This window comes from Amycolatopsis sp. NPDC005003, from assembly GCF_053600695.1.
Map to the genome: position 1 here is coordinate 35,311 of NZ_JBSGAI010000014.1, position 21,108 is coordinate 56,418.

The 21,108-nt window shown below is 74.1% G+C and carries 3 protein-coding genes; all 3 read right to left on the reverse strand.

The annotated features are described in order from the left end of the window. Window positions 1-3: 3 nt before the first annotated feature. The 3 genes from ACWED2_RS18095 to ACWED2_RS18105 are packed head-to-tail and all read right to left on the reverse strand — an operon-like array spanning window position 4 to window position 19,404. A complete protein-coding gene (locus ACWED2_RS18095) occupies window positions 4-1,467 on the reverse strand; it encodes a serine hydrolase domain-containing protein (RefSeq protein WP_449691624.1) in 1,464 nt (487 codons plus the stop codon). 50 nt (window positions 1,468-1,517) lie between these two features. Then, the gene (locus ACWED2_RS18100; RefSeq protein WP_013224966.1) at window positions 1,518-1,718 is read right to left on the reverse strand and encodes an MbtH family protein; all 201 of its coding nucleotides are present in this window, start codon (window positions 1,716-1,718) and stop codon (window positions 1,518-1,520) included. Window positions 1,719-1,746: 28 nt separating this feature from the next. Beyond that, on the reverse strand, window positions 1,747-19,404 hold the full coding sequence (locus ACWED2_RS18105; RefSeq protein ID WP_449691625.1) for a non-ribosomal peptide synthase/polyketide synthase: 17,658 nt from the start codon (window positions 19,402-19,404) through the stop codon (window positions 1,747-1,749). Window positions 19,405-21,108 lie beyond the last annotated feature (1,704 nt).

Consider the following 21,108-nt stretch of genomic DNA (forward strand, 5'->3'; position numbering starts at 1 on the left):
CGGTCAGGAGGCCCGGCGCCGCCGGGCGACGCGGCCGCCGGCCTGCATGGCGCTGACCGTGCCGGTGGCCGGGTCGGTCAGGAAGCGGCCGCCGATGATGCGGCGGCCGGTGGCGGGTTCGCGCACCGAGAACGACCCGTCGCGCAGCAGGGCCAGCTCCGGGTAGACCTCGCCGTCGACGACGAGGACGGCGCCGTCCGCGCGGACGTCGACCTGGTACTCGAGGTCGCCGTTGGTGTAGTGGCCCGAGAGGTCGGTGGCCGGGCGGGCGGCGCGGTCGAGGCCGCCGGGCAGCTCGTAGTCGCCGACCGGCAGGCCTTCGGCGCGCAGGGCGGCGACCAGGTCGACCCACAGCGCCGAGCCGGTGCTCCCGTTGGTGGTGAGCGCGACGATCCGGCCGTGCCCGGGGTCCACCCGCAGGTGGCAGGAAGTGCCGTCCGCGGTGCCGTCGTGCCCCACCCAGTGACATCCGAGGCTCCGCCTCGGGCCGGGGGCTCCGCCACCCGGAGCCCCCGAAAGACGGCAGTGACATCCGAGGCTCCGCCTCGGGCCGGGGGCTCCGCCACCCGGAGCCCCCGAAAGACGGCAGTCTGCGTCCGCCCCCCGGTAGCCCGCCAAGCCGAGCCCCCACGTGTCGGCCAGCCCGAACGGCTCCGCGCCCGGGACCGGACGGTGCATCAGCTCGGCCAGGTCGGCCGGCAGGGGTCCGTCGCCGCCGCAGAACATGCGGCCGAAGGCGGCGAGGTCCTCGGCGCTGAGGGCGAGCGCCCCGGTCGCGGCCTCGGCGGCGGTCACGGTCTGCGCGACCGGCCGGGCGCGGCCGGTCGCGGCGTGCACGGCGTGCCCGCTGACGTGGCCGCCGGGGCGGCGCCGCGCACCCGGCTCCACGACGAACGCGCTGTCGATGCCGAGTTCGCGGAGCAGGAGCGACTCCACCGCCTCCCACCAGCTCATCCCGGTGATGGCCTCGACCACGTACCCGGCGAGCACGTACCCGACGTTGGAGTAGGAGAAGCCTTGCCCGGGCGGCTGGACGAGCCCGGCGTCGCGGCACACCCGCAGGTACCGGCGAGCCGAGCCGGCCTCCTCGGCGGCGGCGCCGAGCCCGGCGGGCAGCCCGCCGGTGTGGCTCAGGACCTGCCCGACGGTGGGCAGGCCGACCTGGGGGCCGAGACCGTCCAGGTGCTCGCCGAGCGGGTCGTCCGGGTCCAGGTCGCCGTCGGCGACGAGCAGCATCGCCACTGCCGCGGTGAACGCCTTCGTGATGGAACCGACCGGGAACTTCGCCTCGGCGGTGATCTCGCCGGCCGTGACCGACTCGGTCCGGCCGCCGTCGGTGACGACCAGCTGGGCGGCCGGGACGCCGTGCTTGTGGGCGAGGCCGGCGAGCAGCCGCTGCAGCCGGCTGTCCGCCTTGGCGAGCGGAACCCGCAGGGAGGACTGGGAAAGCGTCGATGGTGAGGGCATGAGGTGGGGACCTTCCGCGTCGGTTCAAGGGGGACGGCAGGGGCGGCGGCTCAGCCGTCGGCGGCCATCTGCCGCTGCAGGCTCAGCGGCCGCATGTCGGTCCACACCTCGTCGACGTGGTCCATGCACTCCTGGCGGCCGCCGCGGAAGCCGTCGGCGCGCCAGCCGGCGGGTACCTCGTTGGCCACCGGCCACAGCGAGTACTGGCCCTCGTCGTTGACCAGCACCTGGAATTCGGCGTCGTCCTGCATGAGATCTTCCTTTCCTGTCAACGGTTGTTCAGTGGTCTTGGCCGGCCGCGAGCCGCTCGAGGTCCTGCAGGACCCGTTCTTCGACGAGCTCCGCCAGTGCCAGCACGGTGCCCGCGGTGAGCACGTCCTTGGGGGTGATTTCGACGTCGAAGGCGGACTTCGTCATGGACGTGATCCGCAGGCTGCGCAGCGAATCGCCGCCGAGGGCGAAGAAGTTGTCCTCGACGCCGACCCGGTCGAGGTCCAGTGCCTCGGCCCAGATGGCCGCGAGGACCTCTTCCGTCTCGGTTTCCGGCGCCGCGTACCCGGCGCTCTCCGCCGGCGCGGCCGGGGCGGGCAGGGCTCGCCGGTCCAGCTTCCCGTTGGCCGTCAGGGGAAGCGCGTCGAGCCGGACGAACGCGGCGGGCACGAAGTGGGCCGGCAGTGCGGCGGCGACGTGCTCCCGCAGCCCGGTTTCTTCCCCCACGACATAGGCGATCAGCCGTTGCCCGTCCGCGACGACGGCGGCGTCGCGAACGCCCGGGTGCTTGCGCAGCACCGCCACGATTTCGCCGGGCTCGATCCGGAAGCCGCGGATCTTGACCTGGTCGTCGGCGCGGCCGAGGAACTCCAGCGTGCCGTCGGCGCGCCACCGCGCCAGGTCGCCGGTGCGGTACATCCGCTCCCCCGGCGCCCCGAACGGATCGGCGAGGAACCGCGAGGCGGTGAGCCCCGGCCGGTCGAGGTACCCGCGGGCGAGCCCGGCGCCGGAGACGTACAGCTCTCCCGGGACGCCGATCGGCACCGGCCGCAGCGCGGCGTCGAGGAGGCGGACGCGGGTGTTGCGGATCGGGCGGCCGATCGGCGGGGTCGCCCCCGGTTCCAGGGGGTCGCTCCAGGTCGCCACCACGGTGGTTTCCGTCGGCCCGTAGGCGTTGATCATCCGGCGGCCGGGCGCCCAGCGGGCCACCAGGTCGGCCGGACAGGCTTCGCCACCGACCACCAGGGTGCGGAACGCGGGGAGGTCGACGTCCGGCACGCTCGCCATCGCCACCGGCGGGATCAGCGCGTGCGTGACGCCTTCCTCGCGCAGCACGGCGGCGAGGTGGTCGCCGAGCAGCGGCCCGGGCGGCGGCACGACCAGCGCGGCCCCGGCGGGCAGCGCCATGCACAGTTCCAGCACCGAAGCGTCGAAACTCGGCGAGGAGAACTGCAGCACGCGGTCGCCCGGCCGGACGTCGAAGTGCGCGATCTCGGCGCCCGCGAAGCTCGCCAAGCCGGCGTGCGTGACGACGACGCCCTTGGGCGTGCCGGTCGAGCCCGAGGTGTAGATGACGTACGCGGGTGCGGTCGGCGGCACCGAGCGGCCCAACGGGGCAGCCGGGCCGTGGGCTTCCGAGCCGTCGAGGACGAGCACGTCGTCCACCGGCGGCGGTGTTCCCGGCCGGGTCACCACGACGACCGGTTTCGCGTCGGCGAGCATGAACGCGATCCGCTCGGCGGGGTAGTCCGGGTCGACCGGCAGGTAGGCGGCACCGGTCTTGAGCACGGCCAGCTGCGCGACGACGATCTCCACCGACCGCCCCAGGGCGAGCGCGACGATCCGCTCCGGCCCGGCGCCGCGCGCGGCCAGGAGCCGGGCCAGCCGGTCGGCACGCGCATCGAGTTCGGCGAAGGTCAGCCGTTCGTCCCGCGACACCACTGCCACGGCGTCGGGCGTGCGGGCCGCCTGGGCCTCGATCAGCTCGGTGAGGGTGACCGGCGGGACCTCGTGGCGGGTGTCGTTGAACGCCACGAGCACCTGCTCGCGTTCGGCCGCGCCGACCACATCCAGGTCCCGCAGCGGCCGGGCCGGGTCTTCGGCGATCGCGGTCAGGAGGTGTTCGAGCCGCCCGGCCAGCCGCTCGACGGTGGCCGCGTCGAACAGCGCCGGGTCGTAGCCGAGGCCGAGCGAGAGGCGCGGGCCGGGCGCGGCCACGACGCTGAGCGGGTAGTTGGTGGTCTCCATCGCCTGGAGTTCGCGCAGCCGCACGCCGTGCGCGGCAGCGCCGCCCACGTCATCCGCGGTGACCGGGTAGTTCTCGAACACCACGAGGCTGTCGAACAGGTTCCGGCCGCCCTCGACGCCGCTCCAGGCCTGCACGTCGGTCAGCGGGACGTGCTCGAACCGGCGCGATTCGGCCTGGGCGGTCTGCAGGCCGCGCAGCCAGCCGGCGACCGGCGCCGCCGGGTCGGCGGTGACCCGCACGGGCAGGGTGTTGATGAAGATGCCGGTGATGTCGTCGACGCCGGCCAGCCCGGCCGGGCGGCCGGACACGGTGGCGCCGAAGCAGACGTCGTCCTCACCGCTGTGCCGGGCCAGCAGGAGCGCCCAGGCGCCCTGCACCACGGCGTTCAGGGTGAGCCGCTCGCGCCGGGCGAACGCCGCGAGCCGGCGGGTCGCCGCCTCGTCGAGGTCCCGGCCGACCCACGTCGACGAGCTCGAGGCGTGGGCGGTGGCGGGCACCCGGTCGTAGGGCAGCGGGGTCGGCTCGGTGACGTCGGCGAGCTCGCGGCGCCAGTACTCTTCGGCGCCCTCGGCGGTCTGGCCGGTCAGCCAGGTGACGTAGTCCCCGAACGGACGGCGGTGCGGCAGGGCCGGCGTGGTCCCGTCACGCAGGGCCGCGTAGGCGGTGCAGACGTCGGCCAGCACCTGGAAGACGCTCCAGCCGTCGAGCAGGACGTGGTGGAAGGTCCAGACGAGCTGGACGGCGTCGCCGGGCAGCCGGGCCAGTGCGACCCGCAGCAGCGGGGCCGCCGCCAGGTCGAACGGCCGGGCGCGGTCCTCGGCGAGCAGTTCGCGCAGGGCGTCCTCGCGGTCGCGGTCCCGCCAGTCGAGCTCGGTGACCGGCACCCGCGCGTCGCGGTGGACCACCAGCAGCGGCTCGGGGACGTCCTCCCAGACGACGCTGCCGCGCAGGACCGGCGTGCGGTCGACGACGTGCTGCCACGCCTCGGCCAGGTACCGCGGCTCGGCCACGCCGTCCAGGACCGCGGTGACCTGTTCGAAGTAGACGCCCTGCGATTCCTGGGAAAGCCCGTGGAAGACCATGCCCGCCTGCATCGGCGTGAGCGGGTGGAGGTCGGCGACCCCGCGGCCGTCGCCGGCGATCCGGTCCACCTGCCGCTGGTCCAGTCCGCACAGCGGGAAGTCGCTCGGCGTGCGGCCGCCGGCGCCGGGCTCGGCGCAGTGCGCGACGGCTTCGCCCAGCGCGGCCACCAGGTCCGCGGCCAGCTTCTCCACCGTGGCGGCGGTGTGCGTGTCGCGCGAGTAGTACCAGGTCAGTTCCAGGCTCTCCCGGTCCACCCGGCCGACGACGTCGAGCAGGTGCGCCCGGCCCGCGCCGTCGCCGACCGAAGAGTCGAGGCTGCCGGCCGCGCCGTCGAGGCGGCCCAGGTAGTTGAAGCTGATCTCGGGCGCCAGCGCGGGCGCGGTCCCGGTCAGGTACTTCAGCGCTCCGAAGCCCACACCGCGCCGGGGCACCGCGCGCAGCTGCTCCTTCACCGACTTGAGCAGGGCGCGCCAGTCTTCGTCGATCCGCAGCGCGACCGGGTACAGCGAGGTGAACCAGCCGACCGTGCGGGAGAGGTCGACGTCGTCGAACAGGTCCTCCCGGCCGTGGCCCTCCAGGTCGATCAGCACGCCGTCGCGGCCGGTCCAGCGGGCCAGCACCCGGCCCAGCGCGGCCAGCAGCACGTCGTTGACCTGCGTCCGGTAGACGCCGGGGACGTCCTGCAGCAGCGCCCGGGTGAGCTCGGCGTCCAGGCGCGTGGTGACCGTGCCGGTGCCCCGGTCCCCCGCCGGCGCGTCGACCGGCAGCGCGGGGTCCACGGCGAGCGCGGTGCGCCAGTAGGGCAGTTCGTCGTCGAAGCCGCCGGCCTCGGCGTGCGCGGCGAGGCGGTTGGCCCAGTCGCGGAACGACGTCGTCTTCGGCGGCAGCGGGCCGCCGCGGTAGGCGGTTTCCAGGTCTTCCAGGAGGATCCGCCACGAAACGCCGTCGACGACGAGGTGGTTGACCGTCAGCAGCAGGACGGCGGGTTCGAGGAGCTCGGCGGTGAGCAGCGGCCCGCGGGTCACGTCGATTTCGGCGCCGAGGATCTCCGCCGGTTCGGCCGGGGCGTTTTCCTGGCCGGCGGCGGTGAACCGCATCCGCAGGGCGTCGTGGTGCCCGGTCAGGGTGGCCAGCGCCGCGCGGAGGGTCTCGACGTCGAAGGGCTCGGCCCGCTCGATCCGGACCGACTGCGTGAACCCGGCCGGATCGCCGGAGTCCCCGGCGAAGAACCAGTGCTGGATCGGGGTCAGCGCGGCGGCGCCGGTGACCGGCCCCTGCTCGGCCACGGTCACCGCGGCCGAACCCGCCGCCACGGCCAGCGCGGCGACGGTCTGGTGGGCGAACAGGTCCCGCGGGGTGAGCGCGAGGCCGTGGCGCCGCGCCCGGGAGACGACCTGGATGCTCAGGATCGAGTCGCCGCCGAGCTCGAAGAAGTTGTCCTCGACGCCGACCCCGGGCACGCCGAGCACGTCGGCCCAGACCTCGGCGAGCACGCGCTCGGTGTCCGTGCGCGGCGGCACGTACCCGGTCACCGGTTCCGCGGCGGGCTCCGGCAGCGCCTTGCGGTCGACCTTCCCGTTGGCGCTCAACGGAAGCGCGTCGAGCGTCACGAACGCCGACGGGACCATGTAGTCGGGCAGATCCCGCTGCAGCCACGCCCGCAGGTCCGGCTGCCCGGTCGCGACGACGTAGGCGACCAGCCGCCGGTCCCGAGCGACGACCACTGCCTCGGTGACGTCCGAGTGCGCGGCCAAGGCCGTCTCGATCTCCCCCAGCTCGATCCGGAAACCGCGGATCTTCACCTGATCATCGGCCCGGCCGACGAACTCCAGCACCCCGTCCCCGGACCAGCGGACCACGTCACCGGTGCGGTACATCCGCGCGCCCGGTGCGCCGAAGGGGTTGGCCACGAACCGTTCCGCCGTCAACCCCGGCCGACCGAGGTAGCCGCGGGACACCCCGGCCCCGGCGATGAACAGCTCGCCGGTCACGCCCGGCGGCACCGGCCGCAACCCCTCGTCCAGGACGTAGGCGACCATGTTGTCCAGTGGCCGTCCGATCGGCATCGCGTCCGGCACCACGTCGTCGGGGGCCAGGAAGAACCGGCTCGCGAAGGTGGTGGTCTCGGTGGGGCCGTAGCCGTCGACGACGGTCAGCCCCGGGCAGGCGGCCCGCACCTGCCGGACCGCGGCAGCGGGCACGACGTCGCCACCGGTCCACACCTCACCCACGCCACGCAGGCAGGCGGGGTCTTCCTGGGCCAGCAACCGGAACAGCCCGGCGGTCAGCCACAGCGCACTCACCCCACGGTAGCCGACCACCTCACGCAGCACCTCGGCGTCCACGTCACCCGGCGGCGCGACCACCACATGGCCACCGTTGAGGAGCGGCACCCACACCTCGTACGTCGAGGCATCGAACGCCTGCGGCGAATGCAGCAACACCGTCCGGTGCGCCTCATCCGCGAACGACCGATCCGAAGCCAGGGCCACGATGTCCCGATGAGTCACCGCGACCCCCTTCGGCGTCCCGGTCGAACCCGACGTGTACATCACGTAGGCCAGATTCGCGGGCCGGACGGCGACATCCGGCGCGCCTCCCGGGCCGGTTTCGCCCACCCGCACAATCGATCCATTGTGGATGTCCTGATAGGACTCTTCTGCGATGACCACGGAGACACCCGCTTCGGCCAGGACCAGCCGCATCCGGCTCGCCGGCGCGCGCAGGTCCACCGGCACATACGCCGCCCCCGCCTTCAACACCGCCAGCTCGGCCACGACGACGTCGGCGGAGCGCTCCAGCAGCAGCCCCACCCGGTGTTCGGCCCCGACGCCCAGCTCGGCCAATCGGGACGCCAGCCCGTCGGCGCGGGCATCCAGCTCCGCATAGGTCAGGTCGTCGACCGCCGGAGCGTCCGGAGTCCGGCGGACCTGCTCGGCGAACCGGCCCACCACCGTCGCCTCGGCCACCGGGTGCGCCGTGTCGTTGAACGTCCGCAACACGCGCTCGCGGTCGTCGTCGGTGAGCAGGTCCAGCTCGCCGACCCGCTGCCCGGGATCCGTGGCGATGCGGTCCAGGACGAGGAGCAGCTGCGCGGCCAGCCGGTCGACGGTGGCCCGGTCGAACAGGTCCGGGTCGTGGTCGAACGACACGGTCAGCCGCTCCCCCGGCGTGACGACCACGCTGAGCGGGTAGTTGGTCGGCTGCAGCTCGCCTTCTTCGTGCAGGCCGATGCCGTGCGCCGCGACGGCCTCGGGGTCGAAGGGGTAGTTCTCGAACACCAGGATGCTGTCGAACAGCGTGGTGCCGCCCGCCCAGGTCTGCAGCTGGGCCAGTGACACGAAGTCGAACCGGCGCGAGCGCGCCTGGGCGGTCTGCAGGTCCCGCAGCCAGTCCGCCACGACGAGCCCGTCGTGGACGGTCACCGGCGCGGGCACGGTGTTGATGAACAGCCCCGCCATCGATTCGACGCCGGGCAGGTCGGCGGGCCGCCCGGACACGGTGGTGCCGAAGACGACGCCGGGCTCCCCGCTGTAGCGGGACAGCACGAGGGCCCAGGCGCCCTGGAAGACCGTGTTGAGCGTCAGGCCGGCGCGGCGCGCCAGCTCCCGCAGCCCGCCGGCGGGCGCGGACACCCGGACCGACGCGGCGGACCGCGCGCGGTGCGCCTCGACCGGACGGCGGTCGTAGGGCAGCGGCGTCGGTGTCCTCAGCCCGGCGAGCTGGGCGCGCCAGTGCGTTTCGGCGTCCGCGGTGTCCTGCGCGGCCAGCCAGCGCAGGTACTCGCGGAACGGCGGGCGCCGGCCGGGGACGGCGGCGCCCGCGTACCGGGCGCACACCTCGCCGAACACCTGCGCCGCGCTCCAGCCGTCGAGCAGCACGTGGTGGAACGTCCAGATCAGCAGCACGTCGCCGCCGGGCAGCCGGGCGAACGCCAGCCGCAGCAGCGGGGCGGCCGTCAGGTCGAAGCCCGCGACCCGATCGGCTTCGAGGAACCGCTCCTGCGCGAGGACACGCTCCTGCTCGTCCAGTGCCCGCCAGTCCAGGTGGGTGACCGGGACCGTGACGGCTCGCTCGACGACCTGCACCGGCTCGTCGAGGCCCTCCCAGACGATGCGGGTGCGCAGCACCGGCGTGTCCGCGACGACCTGCTGCCACGCCCGGGCGAGCCGCTCGGGGTCGGTGATGCCGGTCAGCCGCAGGCGCACCTGGTTGAGGTAGGTCCCGGCCGCGCCGTCGACGAGGCTGTGGAAGACCATGCCCGACTGCATCGGGGTGAGCGGGTAGAGGTCCTCGACGTCCCGGCCGGTGCCGACCAACGCGTCTATTGTGGACTGTGCGAAGCGGACCAGGGGGAAGTCCGACGGCGTGCGGCCGCCGGCGTCCGGCCGGGCGCAGTGCCCGACGATCCCGGCGAGGGCTTCGAGGAGCGCGCCGGCGAGCCGGCGCACGGTGGCCTCGGTGTGCACGTGGGCCGAGTAGTGCCAGGTCAGCTCCAGCTCGTCGCCGACGACCGCGCCGACGACGTCGAGCTGGTGCGCGCGGGTCTGCTCGGGGTGCGCGGCGCCGCCCAGGCCGCCGCCGTGGTCGAAGCGGCCCAGGTAGTTGAAGCTGATCCGCGGTTCGAGGCGCGGGGCGGTCCCGGCCAGGTGGCGCAGGGCGCCGTAGCCGATGCCGCGGCGGGGAATCGCGCGCAGCCGTTCCTTCGTCGTCTTCAGTGCTTCGCCCCAGTCCTCGCCGGACGAGGTCAGCTCGACCGGGAAGATCGAGGTGAACCAGCCGACCGTCCGGGACAGGTCGATGCCTCCGAACAGGTCCTCCCGGCCGTGGCCTTCGAGGTCGACCAGGACGCGGTCACGGCCGGTCCAGTCGCCCAGCACGCGGCCGAGCGCGGTCAGCAGGACGTCGTTGACCTGCGTCCGGTACGCCCCCGGCACGTCGTGCAGCACCGCCCGGGTCGCCTCCGCGGGCAGCCGCACGACCACCGAGCGGGCCGAGCCGTACGTGTTGTCGCCCGCCGCGTCGACCGGCAGGGCCGGGTCGGCGTCGATCGCCGCCCAGTGGGCGAGCTCGTCGTCGAAGAAGCCTTCGGCCGTGTGGTGGGCCAGGGTGCGGGCCCAGTCGCGGAAGGACGTCGTCTTGGCCGGGAGCTCGCCGCCGCCGAGGAGGGTTCGCAGGTCTTCCAGGAGGATCCGCCACGAGACGCCGTCGACGACCAGGTGGTGCGCGGCGAGCGTCAGCGTCGTGCCGGACAGCTCGGCGCTCAGCAGCGGCCCGTGCTCGAGGTCGATGGTGGCGCCGAGGACGTCTTGGGCGTCGGGCGCGTGGTAAGCGCCATCGGGGGTGAAGCGCAGCCGCAGGGCGTCGTGGTGCAGCTGGAGGTCGCGAAGCGCGCGAGGCAGCGCCGCGGCGTCCGGCAGGTCGACCGAGACGGTCTGGACGAACTGCTCCGGGTGCACCGGCCGCGGGTCGAGGTACCAGCGCTGCACCGGCGTCAGCGGCAGGTCGCCGGTCACCGGCCCGGCGACGGCCGCGGCGGGTGCGGCCGGGGTGGCCGCGAGGGCGAGGGCGGCGACGGTCGGGTGGTCGAACACCTGGCCCGGCATCAGGTTCAGGCCGGCCCGGCGGGCCCGGGAGACCACCTGGATGGACAGGATCGAGTCGCCGCCGAGCTCGAAGAAGTTGTCGTCGGCGCCGACGCGGTCCACGCGCAGCACCTCGGCCCAGACCCCGGCGAGCAGCCGCTCGGCGTCCGTCGCGGGCTCGCGGTAGCCGAGCCCGGAGACGAAGTCGGGTGCGGGCAGCGCCCGGCGGTCGACCTTCCCGTTTTCGTTGAGCGGCAAGGCCTCCAGGGGGACGAACACCGCCGGTACGAGGTAGTCCGGCAGCGAGCGCAGCAGGAACTCGCGCAGGTCCGGCGTCCCGCTCGCGACGACGTAGGCGACGAGCCGTTTGGTCCCACCGGACTCCACCGCGGCGACCACGGCTTCGGTCACCTCGGGATGGGCGGTCAGCGCCGTCTCGATCTCGCCGAGCTCGACGCGGAAGCCGCGGATCTTCACCTGGTCGTCGGCCCGGCCGACGAACTCCAGCTGGCCGGCGCGGGTCCACCGGACGAGGTCACCGGTGCGGTACATCCGCTCGCCCGGCGCGCCGAAGGGGTCGGCCAGGAACCGCTCGGCGGTCAGCCCCGGCTGCCCGAGGTAGCCGCGGGCCAGCCCGGTGCCGGCCAGGTACAGCTCGCCGACCGCGCCCGCCGGCACCGGCCGCAGCCCGTGGTCGAGGACGTAGGCCGCCGTGCCGTCCAGCGGCCGCCCGATCGGCAGCACGTCCGGCACCGGCTCGCCCGGCGACAGGGGGTACCGGGTGGCGAAGGTCGTCGCCTCGGTGGGCCCGTAGACGTCCACCACGGTGAGCCCCGGGCACGCGGCCGCCACCTGGTGCACCGCGGCCGGGCGCACCACTTCGCCGCCCGTCCACACCTCGCGGACGCCGCGCAGGCAGCCGGGATCCTCCTGCGCCAGCACGCGGAACAGCCCCGCGGTGATGAACAGCCCGGTCACCCCGTGCGTGGTGACCAGCCGGCGCAGCACGTCGGCGTCGAGGTCACCCGGCGGGGCGACGACGACCCGGCCGCCGCTCAGCAGCGGCACCCACAGCTCGTACGTCGACGCGTCGAAGGCCAGCGCGGAGTGCATGAGCACGGTCCGGTGGGCAGGACAGGCGAAGGACCGCTCCCGGGCCAGCGCGACGATGGCCCGGTGGCTGACGGCCACGCCCTTGGGGGTCCCGGTCGACCCCGACGTGTACATCACGTACGCCAGGTTTTCCGGCCGCAGCAGCACGTCCGGCGCCTCGGCCGGCTCGTCGCCCACCTCGCCGATCGACACCACCGGTCCACTGTGGACGTCCTCGGCGAGCGCCCGGCCGGCGTCGTCGGTCACCAGCACGCGGACGCCGCCGAGCAGCGCGGTGAGCCGGCTGCGGGGTGCGCGGGCGTCCAGCGGCAGGTACGCACCGCCGGCCTTGAGCACCGCGAGTTCGGCGACGACGACGTCGGCCGAGCGGCCCAGCAGCAGCCCGACCAGGCCGTCCCGCCGCGCGCCGAGGGCGAGCAGGCGGTGGGCCAGCCGGTTCGCCCGGGCGTCCAGCTCCGCGTAGGTCAGGGTTTCCGCGCCGGTGACGGCGACCGCGCCGGGCGTGCGACGGGCCTGCTCGGCGAACAGCGCCGGCACGGTCGTGTCCGGCCGGTCCTGGGCGGGCCCGGCACCGGAGGCCAGGACTTCCTGCTGCTCGGCGCCGGTGAGCATGCGCAGCCGGGCGAGCGGCTCGTGCGGCCGGGCCGCGAGCTCGGCCAGCAGGGTCTGCAGGCACCGGGCGAGACCGGCGACCGTGTCGGCGTCGAACAGCCCGGGGTCGTAGCCGAACAGGAACTCCAGGCGCTCCTCGCCGGGGTACGCGACGACGCTGAGCGGGTAGTTGGTCGTCTCGACGCCGCGCAGGTCGCGCAGCCCGAGCCCGGCGGTGACCGGGTAGTTCTCGAAGACGAGCAGGGTGTCGAACTCCCCGCCCCAGCTCTGCAGGCGCGCCAGGGAAAGGTGGTCGAAGCGCCGGGCCTCGGCCTGCTCGTCCTGGAGGCCGCGCAGCCAGTCCACCGCGGCCGCCCGCTCGTCGACGTCGGTGACCACCGGCAGCGTGGTGATGAACATGCCGGTGATCTCGTCGGCCCCGGGCAGTTCGGCGGGCCGCCCGGCGACCGTGGTGCCGAAGCAGACCTCCGGCCGCCCGGTGTGGCGGGCCAGCAGCACCGCCCAGGCGCCCTGGACGAGCGTGTTGAGGGTCAGCCCGTGGCGTTGGGCGGCGGCGCGCAGCGGCCCGGCGGGCAGCTCGATCCGCAGCGAGGCCGTCGACTCGACCGGGTGCCCGTCAGCGGCGTGGTCGGTCCGCAGCCGGGCCGGCTCGGGCCGCCCGGAAAGCCTGCCTCGCCAATAGGTCTCCGCGGCTGTCGCGTCCTGTTCGGACAGCCACCGGAGGTGGTCGCGGAACGGCCGGCGGGTCGGCAGCGGGTGTCCGGCGTGCGCCGCCGCGACGTCGGAGAGCACCTGGAAGAGGCTCCAGCCGTCGAGCAGCAGGTGGTGGAAGGTCCAGATCACCCGGACCTCGGTCGCCGAGACGCGGGCGAGCAGCAGCCGCATCAGCGGCAGCTCGCCGAGGTCAAGGCCGGCGTCCCGGTCGGCCGCCAGCACGGCGTCGAGGTCTTCCGGCCCGGTCGTCCAGTCCCGGTAGCGGATCGGCAGGGTGACCTGCCGGTGGACCACCTGCACAGGCTCGTCGAGGCCGTCCCAGACGACCCGGGTGCGCAGGACGGGGGTCCGGTCCACCACCCGCTGCCAGGCGCGGCCCAGCGCCTCGGGGTCGGGGACGTCGCTCTGCACGAACGTCACCTGCTGGAGGTAGGCGTGGCGGCCACCGCCGGTGAGCCGGTGGAAGAGCATGCCGGCCTGGGCCGGGGTGAGCGGGTAGACGTCCTCGACGTCGCGGCCGTCGCCGGCCAGCCGGTCCACAGTGGACTGATCGAGCCGGGCCAGCGGGAAGTCCGACGGCGTGCGGCCGCCGGCACCCGGGCCGGTGCAGTGCGCGACGATCCCGGCGAGCCCGCGGACGAGGTCGTCGGCGACGGCCCGGATCGTGGCTTCTTCGTGGAGCTCCGCCGAGTAGAACCAGGTGATCTCCAAGCGGCCGCCGGTGACCCGGGCGACGACGTCGACGGCGTGCGCGCGGACGTCCGCGGGGTGCTGCCGGAGCTCGAGTTCCCGCTCGAGGCCCCGGTACAGCTCGCCTTCGGCCTCGAAGCGGCCGAGGTAGTTGAAGCTGAGCCGGGGCCTCACCGCGGGAGCGGTCCCGGTGAGGTGGCGGAGCACGCCGTAGGACAGGCCGCGGGCCGGGATCGCGCGCAGCTGCTCCTTGACGGACTTCAGCAGGGTCGCGACGCCGGCGTCGGGGACGTCGAGCGCGACCGGGAACATCGACGTGAACCAGCCGACCGTGCGGGACAGGTCGACGTCGTCGAACAGCTCCTCGCGGCCGTGGCCTTCGAGGTCGACCAGCACGCGCCCGGCGCCGGCCCACGGGCGCAGGGCACCGCCGAGCGCGGCCAGCAGCACGTCGTTGACCTGGGTGCGGTAGACGCCCGGGACGTCCTGCAGCAGGGCCCGGGTCAGCTCGGCGTCCAGGCGGGTGGTGACCGTGCGGGTGCTCGCCACCGTGCCGGCGCCGTCGGTGTCCAAGGGGATCTGGGCGCCTTCGACCGCCTGCCAGTACGGGAGGTCCGTGGCGAAATCGTGCCGGGCGAGGCGGTTCGCCCACTCCTGGAAGGACGTCGTGCGGGCGCCGAGCTCCTGTCCGCGGTAGGCGTGGTCGACGTCCTCGAGGAGGATCCGCCACGAGACGCCGTCCACCACCAGGTGGTGCACGGCCAGGCGCAGGGTCGTGCCGGTGAGTTCGGCGCTGACCAGCGGGCCGTGTTCGATGTCGATCTTCGCGCCGAAGACGTCGGCCGCGCCGGGCTCGGCGTGCCACTGGGTCCAGCCATCCGCGGTCTTGCGGAAGCGCAGCCGGAAGGCGTCGTGGTGGGCGACGACGGTGTTCACCGCCGCGCGCAGGCGGGCTTCGTCGACGTCTTCGGCCAGCCGGACGCTCAGCTGCTGGACGAAGTGGTCCGGGTCGGCCGGGCCGGTGTCGAGGAACCAGTGCTGGATCGGGGTGACGACCACCTCGCCGGTCGCCGCGGGCCGCTCGGCCGCGGGTGCGGCCACACCGGCCACACCGGCCATGCCCGCCGCCGCGGCGAGCGCGGCGATCGTCTGGTGCCGGAACACGTCCTTGGTGGTGATCCGGAGGCCGGCCTTGGCCGCCTCCGACACCAGCCGGATGCCGAGGATCGAGTCGCCGCCGAGCTCGAAGAAGTTGTCCTCGACGCCGACTTCGGGCAGGCCGAGTGCGTCGGCCCAGATGGTGGCCAGCAGCCGTTCGGTGTCGGTGCGCGGCGCGACGCGGGTGGTGGCGCCGGCCCAGTCCGGTGCGGGCAGGGCGCGGCGGTCGAGCTTGCCGCTGGGGTTGAGCGGCAGCCGGTCCAGGGGCACGAACGCCGAGGGCACCAGGTGGGCGGGCAGCGAGGCGCCGAGGAAGTCCCGCAGGTCCGCGGGTGCCTCGGGCACGACGTAGGCGACCAGCCGCTGGTGCCCGCCGTCGGTGCGCGCGACCACCACCGCTTCGGTGACGTCCGGGTGCTTCCGCAGCGCGGCTTCGACTTCGCCGGGCTCGATCCGGAAGCCGCGGATCTTCACCTGGTCGTCGGCGCGGCCCAGGTACTCCAGCTCGCCGCGGGTGGTCCAGCGGACAATGTCGCCGGTCCGGTACATCCGGGCGCCGGGCGCGCCGAAGGGGTCGGCGACGAACCGGACGGCGGTCAGGCCCGGCCGGTTCAGGTAGCCGCGGGCCACCCCGGCGCCGCCGAGGTGCAGCTCGCCGGGCACGCCGACGGGCACCGGCCGCATGCCGCGGTCCAGGACGTACGCGCGGATGCCGGCGATCGGGCGGCCGATCGGCGGGGTGCGGTCGGTGTCGTGGTACCAGGCCGTGGCGTACACAGTGGACTCGGTGGGCCCGTAGATGTTCGCGATCCGGCTGTCCGGCAGGGCTTTCCGGATGTCGTCCAGCGCGTGCCGCGTCAGCGCTTCACCGGCCAGGACCACAGTGGACGGTCGCACCGACACCGCGCCTTGGGCCAGCAGCTGGGCGAACGCCGAGGGCACGCCGCTGACCAGGCCGACCGGACGGCCGGTCTGCCCGCCTTCGCCGAGGGCCAGCACGTCCCGGACGATCTCGACGGTGGCGCCGGTCATCAGCGGCGCGAAGATTTCGAACACCGAGACGTCGAAGTTCAGCGACGTCGAGGCGACCACCGTGGCGCCCGGGCGGAAGACGTCTTCGAAGTCCTTTCGCGCCCAGGCCATCAGGTTCGCGGCGCTGCGGTGGGCGACCACGACCCCCTTGGGGCGGCCGGTCGAGCCGGACGTGTGGATCACGTAAGCGGGGTGGTCCGGGTTCGTCGCGCGGGCGAGCGGCCCGCTCTCCCGGCCGTCGAGCAGGGCGGGGTCGTCGAAGGCGAGGGTGGGAACGGATCCGGGACCGCGGCCGTCCGGGGTGAGCAGCAGGGCCGGGGCGGCGTCGTCGAGGATCAGCTCCTGGCGGTCGGCCGGATAGGCGGGGTCGACCGGGAGGTAGGCGGCACCGGACTTGAGCACGCCGAGCAGCGCCACCAGGATCCGTTCGGTGCGCGGCAGAGAGACGGCGACGAACCGCTCGGGCCCGGCGCCCCGCTCGACGAGGACCCGGGCCAGCCGGCCGGCCTGTTCGTCGAGCTCGGCGTAGGTGAGCGAGCGGCCCTCGCAGACGACCGCGACGGCGTCCGGCGTGCGGGCCGCCTGAGCCTCGAACAGCTGCGGGAGGGTGGCTTCCGGCGCGTGGAGCACCGGTCCGCGGGACAGCTCGCGCAGGTGGGCCAGCTCGGCGCCGCCCAGGAGCGGCAGCTCGGCCACCGGCCGGTGCGGCTCGGCGACCACGGCCTCGGCCAGCACCCGCAGTTGCCCGGCGAAGCGGTCGATCGTGGCGGCGTCGAAGAGCGCGGTGTCGTACTCGATCGCGACGCCGCGCCCCTGCGGCCGGAACTCCAGCACCAGGTCGAACCGGGCCCGGGGGCGGGGCAGATCGTGCTCGCCCAGGCGGAGGGCGCCCGCCTCCCGGGGCCGGACGAGGTCCTGCTGCAGCACCAGCAGCACCTGCACCAGCGGGGTCCGGCTCGGGTCACGGGCCGGCCGCAGGTCGTCGACGACCTGGTCGAAGGGCACTTCGGCGGCGGCGAAGGCCGCCAGCGTCGTTTCCCTGACCCGGCCGAGGAAGACGTCGAACGGTTCCGCGGCGTCGACCGCGGACCGCAGGACGAGGGTGTTGACGAAGAACCCGGCGAGCCGTTCGAGCTGGTCGTGGTCGCGGCCGGACACCGCGGTGCCGACGGCGACGTCGTCCTGCCCGGTGTAGCGGGCCAGCAGCACCTGCACGAGCGCGGTCAGCGTCGTGAACAGCGTCGCGCCGGTGTCGCGGCTCAGTTCGGCAAGGCCTTCGGGCAGCTCGTACCGGCGGATCGCGCCCTCGGTGGCGCGCACGGGCGGGCGCGGCCGGTCGGTGGGCAGGTCCAGGGGTTCGAGCCCGGCGAGCTGCGTGCGCCAGTAGGCCAGCTGGCGTTCGCGCAGCGGGCCGGCCAGCCGCTCGCGGTGCCAGCGGGAGTAGTCGCGGTAGCCGATGTCGAGCGCGGCGGGCTTCTCCCCCGCGTACAGTGCGGCGAACTCGTCCACGAGCAGGCCGACCGACCAGCCGTCGGTGATGATGTGGTGCTGGCACAGCAGAAGCAGGTGCTCGTCCGGGCCCCGCCGGATCAGCGTGGCCCGGGTGAGCGGCCCGGTCGCCAGGTCGAAGGGGCGGTCCAGCTCGGCCGCGAGCTGCGCGTCCAGGTCCGCCTCGGCGTCGGCTTCCCGCAGCGGGATGGTGCCCTCGTCGGCGACCACCTGGACGCCTTCGCCGTCGACGGTCCGGAACGTCGTCCGCAGCGACTCGTGCCGCGCGGCCAGCCCGTCCAGTGCGGCGCGCAGGGCGTCGTGGTCCAGCGGGCCTTCGAGGGTGAGGCCGACGCCGGCGTTGTATTCGGTGCTGCCGGGGTGCTGCCGGTCGAGCACCCAAAGCCGGCGCTGGACCGGCGAAAGCGGCACCACGGCGGCGTGGGCCACCGGCTCGATCCGGCCGGCCGGGGCGCCGTCGTCGGGCAGCAGCTCGGCGAGCTTCGCGATGGTGCGGGCGTCGAACACCACCCGCGGGGACAGCTCGGCGCCGAAGCGGGCGCGGATCCGGGCGAGCGCGCGGGCGCCGAGGATCGAGTCGCCGCCGAGCTCGAAGAAGTCCGCGTCGACGCCGATGTCCGGGACGCCGAGGACCTCGGCCCAGATTTCGGCGAGGGCCCGCTCGGCCGGGGTCCGGGGCGCGGTGTGGGCGGCCCGGACCTGCGCCTGCCAGTCGGGTTCGGGCAGGGCGTCGCGGTCGAGCTTGCCGTGGTGGGTCAGCGGCATCGCCTCGAGCGGCACGAAGGCCGAGGGGACCATGTACGGCGGCAGCCGGTCGGCCGCGGCGGCGCGCAGGTCCGCCGGATCGGCGTCTCCGACGAAGTAGGCGACCAGGCGTTTGACGCGGTCCTCGCGGGCGACGACGACCGCCTCGCGGACGTCGTCGCGGCCGAGCAGCAGCGCTTCGATTTCGCCCGGTTCGATCCGGAAGCCGCGGATCTTGACCTGGTGGTCGGCCCGGCCGACGAACTCGAGCTGGCCGTCGGCGGTCCGGCGGACGAGGTCGCCGGTCCGGTACATCCGGGTGCCGGGCGCGCCGAAGGGGTCGGCCACGAACCGGCTCGCCGTCAGCCCGGGCCGGTCGAGGTAGCCGCGCGCCAGGCCCGGCCCGGTGAGGTAGAGCTCGCCGGTGCCGGCGGGGCGCAAGGCGTCGTCGAGCACGTACGCGGTGGCGTCCGGCAGCGGCCGGCCGATCGGGGGCGTGCCCCCGGGGGCCAGCGGGTCGCTCCAGGTCGCCACGACGGTGAATTCGGTGGGCCCGTAGGAGTTGATCATCCGGCGCCCCGGGGCCCAGGTCCGGACCAGTTCGGGCGGGCAGGCGTCGCCGCCGACGATCACCGTGCGGAAGTCCGGCAGCGCGTGCTTCGCCTGCGACGGCAGCGTGGCCAGCGCGACCGGCGGGATCAGGGCGTGCGTCACCCGGTGTTCGGCGAGGACCTCGGCGAGCCGGTCGCCCAGCAGCGGGCCGGGTGGCGGCACGACCAGGGCCGCTCCATGCGGCAGCGCCATGCCGAGTTCGAGGACGGCCGCGTCGAAGCTCGGCGAGGAGAACTCGATGACCCGGTCGCCGGGCCGCACGTCGTACTGCTCGCGCATCGCGGCGAAGAAGCCGGCCAGGCCGCGGTGGGTGACGAGGACGCCTTTGGGGACGCCGGTCGAGCCGGACGTGTAGATGAGGTAGGCCGGGTGGTCGACGTGCAGCGGGCGCGTCCGGTCGGCGTCGGTGGGGTCGGTGTCCGGCTCGGCCTGCTCGTCGAGCAGACCGAGGTCGAGAGTGGCTTCCGCGTGCCCGCGGCCCACGACGAGCACCGGCCGCGCGTCGGCGAGCACGAAGGCGATGCGCTCGGCGGGCTGGTCGGGGTCGACGGGCAGGAAGGCGGCCCCGGCCTTGGCCACCGCCAGCTCGGCGACGACGAGGTCGGCCGACCTCGGCAGGACGAGCGCGACGATCCCTTCCGGGCCGGCCCCGTGCCGGATCAGCAGCCGCGCCAGCCGGTTGGCCCGCGCGTTCACCGTCGCGTAGGTCAGCGTGCCGCCGGCGCCGGTCAGCGCCGGTTTTCCGGGGGTGCGGGCGGCTTGGGCCTGGAACAGCTCGGCGAGCGTACGCGCGGGCACGGATCTGTCGTCGTCGGCGTCGGGAACCGAGACGTCGTATCGCGGCATTGCGGAAACCTTTCGGGCACGGATGAGGTCAGTGCGGGGCTGTCCGGGCGCTGGCGGATGACCCGCAGCGGGGGCCCACGACCAGGGAAATCGCGAAAAACGGCGGCCGGATCCAGGTGTTACCCCCGCCGCGGGCGCCGGCTTTTTGCCACTCGTTCAACAAATCGGCCCGGCGTGCCACCCACCGGGCGAACCCGCGAGAACGAGCGCGAGACACATTGATCCTTTCCAGCGTGACGGCCGCGCGGACCCCCGGAAACAGTTCCGTTTTCGACGGCACCCCCGCCGGGTGCGATTAGGCACCGGCGACCGCCGAACGCGCGCGACAACCAGCGTTCTTCGTGCAACAGGTCGGTCACCCGGCCGTCGAGTACCCCCAAGACCAGCCGGATTGGCATCACGCTACCCAGTGAACGCGTTGCTCGTACCGCCGAACGGAGCATTGGCGAAAATGTCCAAAAATCGCGCCGGTTTGCCCGGACAGCGAGTAGTACGGCGCCGATTAATGTTCACTCTTCTGCCGGAAAATGTTACCTCGATTGGGAGGTTTGACTTTACTGCAGCACGCTCACCAGCGGAGATGCCGCGTCAGCCGGGTGACGACCGGGCCGATGGCGTAAGCGAGCGCTTATCGATGGTTGTGCTTCACCTTACGGGACATCACCCGATTGGCGGGTAACGCGCAAGACTCGAGCGCATAGGTGAAATGATCGATTGATGACGACCGGTCCGGAGCCGTCAAGCAGATCCTTCGGGATCCCGCGGACCGGGACAAAGATGACCCGGGAATGCGGCAGCTCCGATTGACGGGAGGGTGAACAGGGTTCACCGCACGGGCCGGCGAGGGGTCGCGCACCTGCCGGGAAGGACGGCGCCCGGCGAGGTGCAGTCCGTGGCGATGGTTCACGGGGCGTGACCGCGAAAGCCATCGGAGTGCACGCCGAGCAGGGTTCCCGAGGCGGATCCGGATCCGAGCTCGGCCGGCTCTGCCGCTACCGGCGCCCGGCAGGGTTCCGGCGGCAGGTCCAGGGCCGGGCTCGCTCGGCCCACCACCACCGGCCCCCTACCGGCCACGGCAGGCGGCGAGCCGCGCCCGCCGGGGCGGGGCCGGGAGCAAGCCGCCGGTCACCCCTGCACCACACGCCCGCCACCCAGGCCCTGGCGACAGGTCCCCGAAACCGCCGCGGCAGTCGGCAGCGAACCTGCCGAAGACCCCGGCGTCACCCATATGGCTCCCGCGCGGGATCGTGGCCCCCGTAGTACCAACCCGCGAGCCTCGCGCCGAGCACCCGCGGGTATCGAACTCGCCCCACCCGGCCGTGACACCCGAAGGCATTTCCGAACCCGTTCGCCACCGAACCGGAAACGGCGGGCCGATCGCGGCCACCACCGCATTGCGCCTCCGGCCGCGACCGTCCGGATAGGACGTCCACATCAGACCCGAACCGGCTCGTACCGCGAGCCCGCAAGGGCTCCGCCCCCACCGCGCGCGACCCGGCACACCCGCGCCCCGGCCGAAGTCGCTCTTCACCCATTGAGGCGACTGCCGCCCATTTCCGGCCCCCCACCGCCCTTGCCGCGACCGCCCGCTTCCTGCTCCGATGCGGGCAATTACGCCGAACGGACCCGTCCCGTTTCCCCGCGAGTTGAATTCCCTTTCGAGCCGGTTGTCGATACACTTCGCAGCGAACGCTCCGCAGCGCA

Coding starts and splice junctions, on each gene's coding strand:
- ACWED2_RS18105 (WP_449691625.1), bottom strand. CDS start 19,404: ATGCCGCGATACGACGTCTCGGTTCCCGACGCCGACGACGACAGATCC.
- ACWED2_RS18095 (WP_449691624.1), bottom strand. CDS start 1,467: ATGCCCTCACCATCGACGCTTTCCCAGTCCTCCCTGCGGGTTCCGCTC.
- ACWED2_RS18100 (WP_013224966.1), bottom strand. CDS start 1,718: ATGCAGGACGACGCCGAATTCCAGGTGCTGGTCAACGACGAGGGCCAG.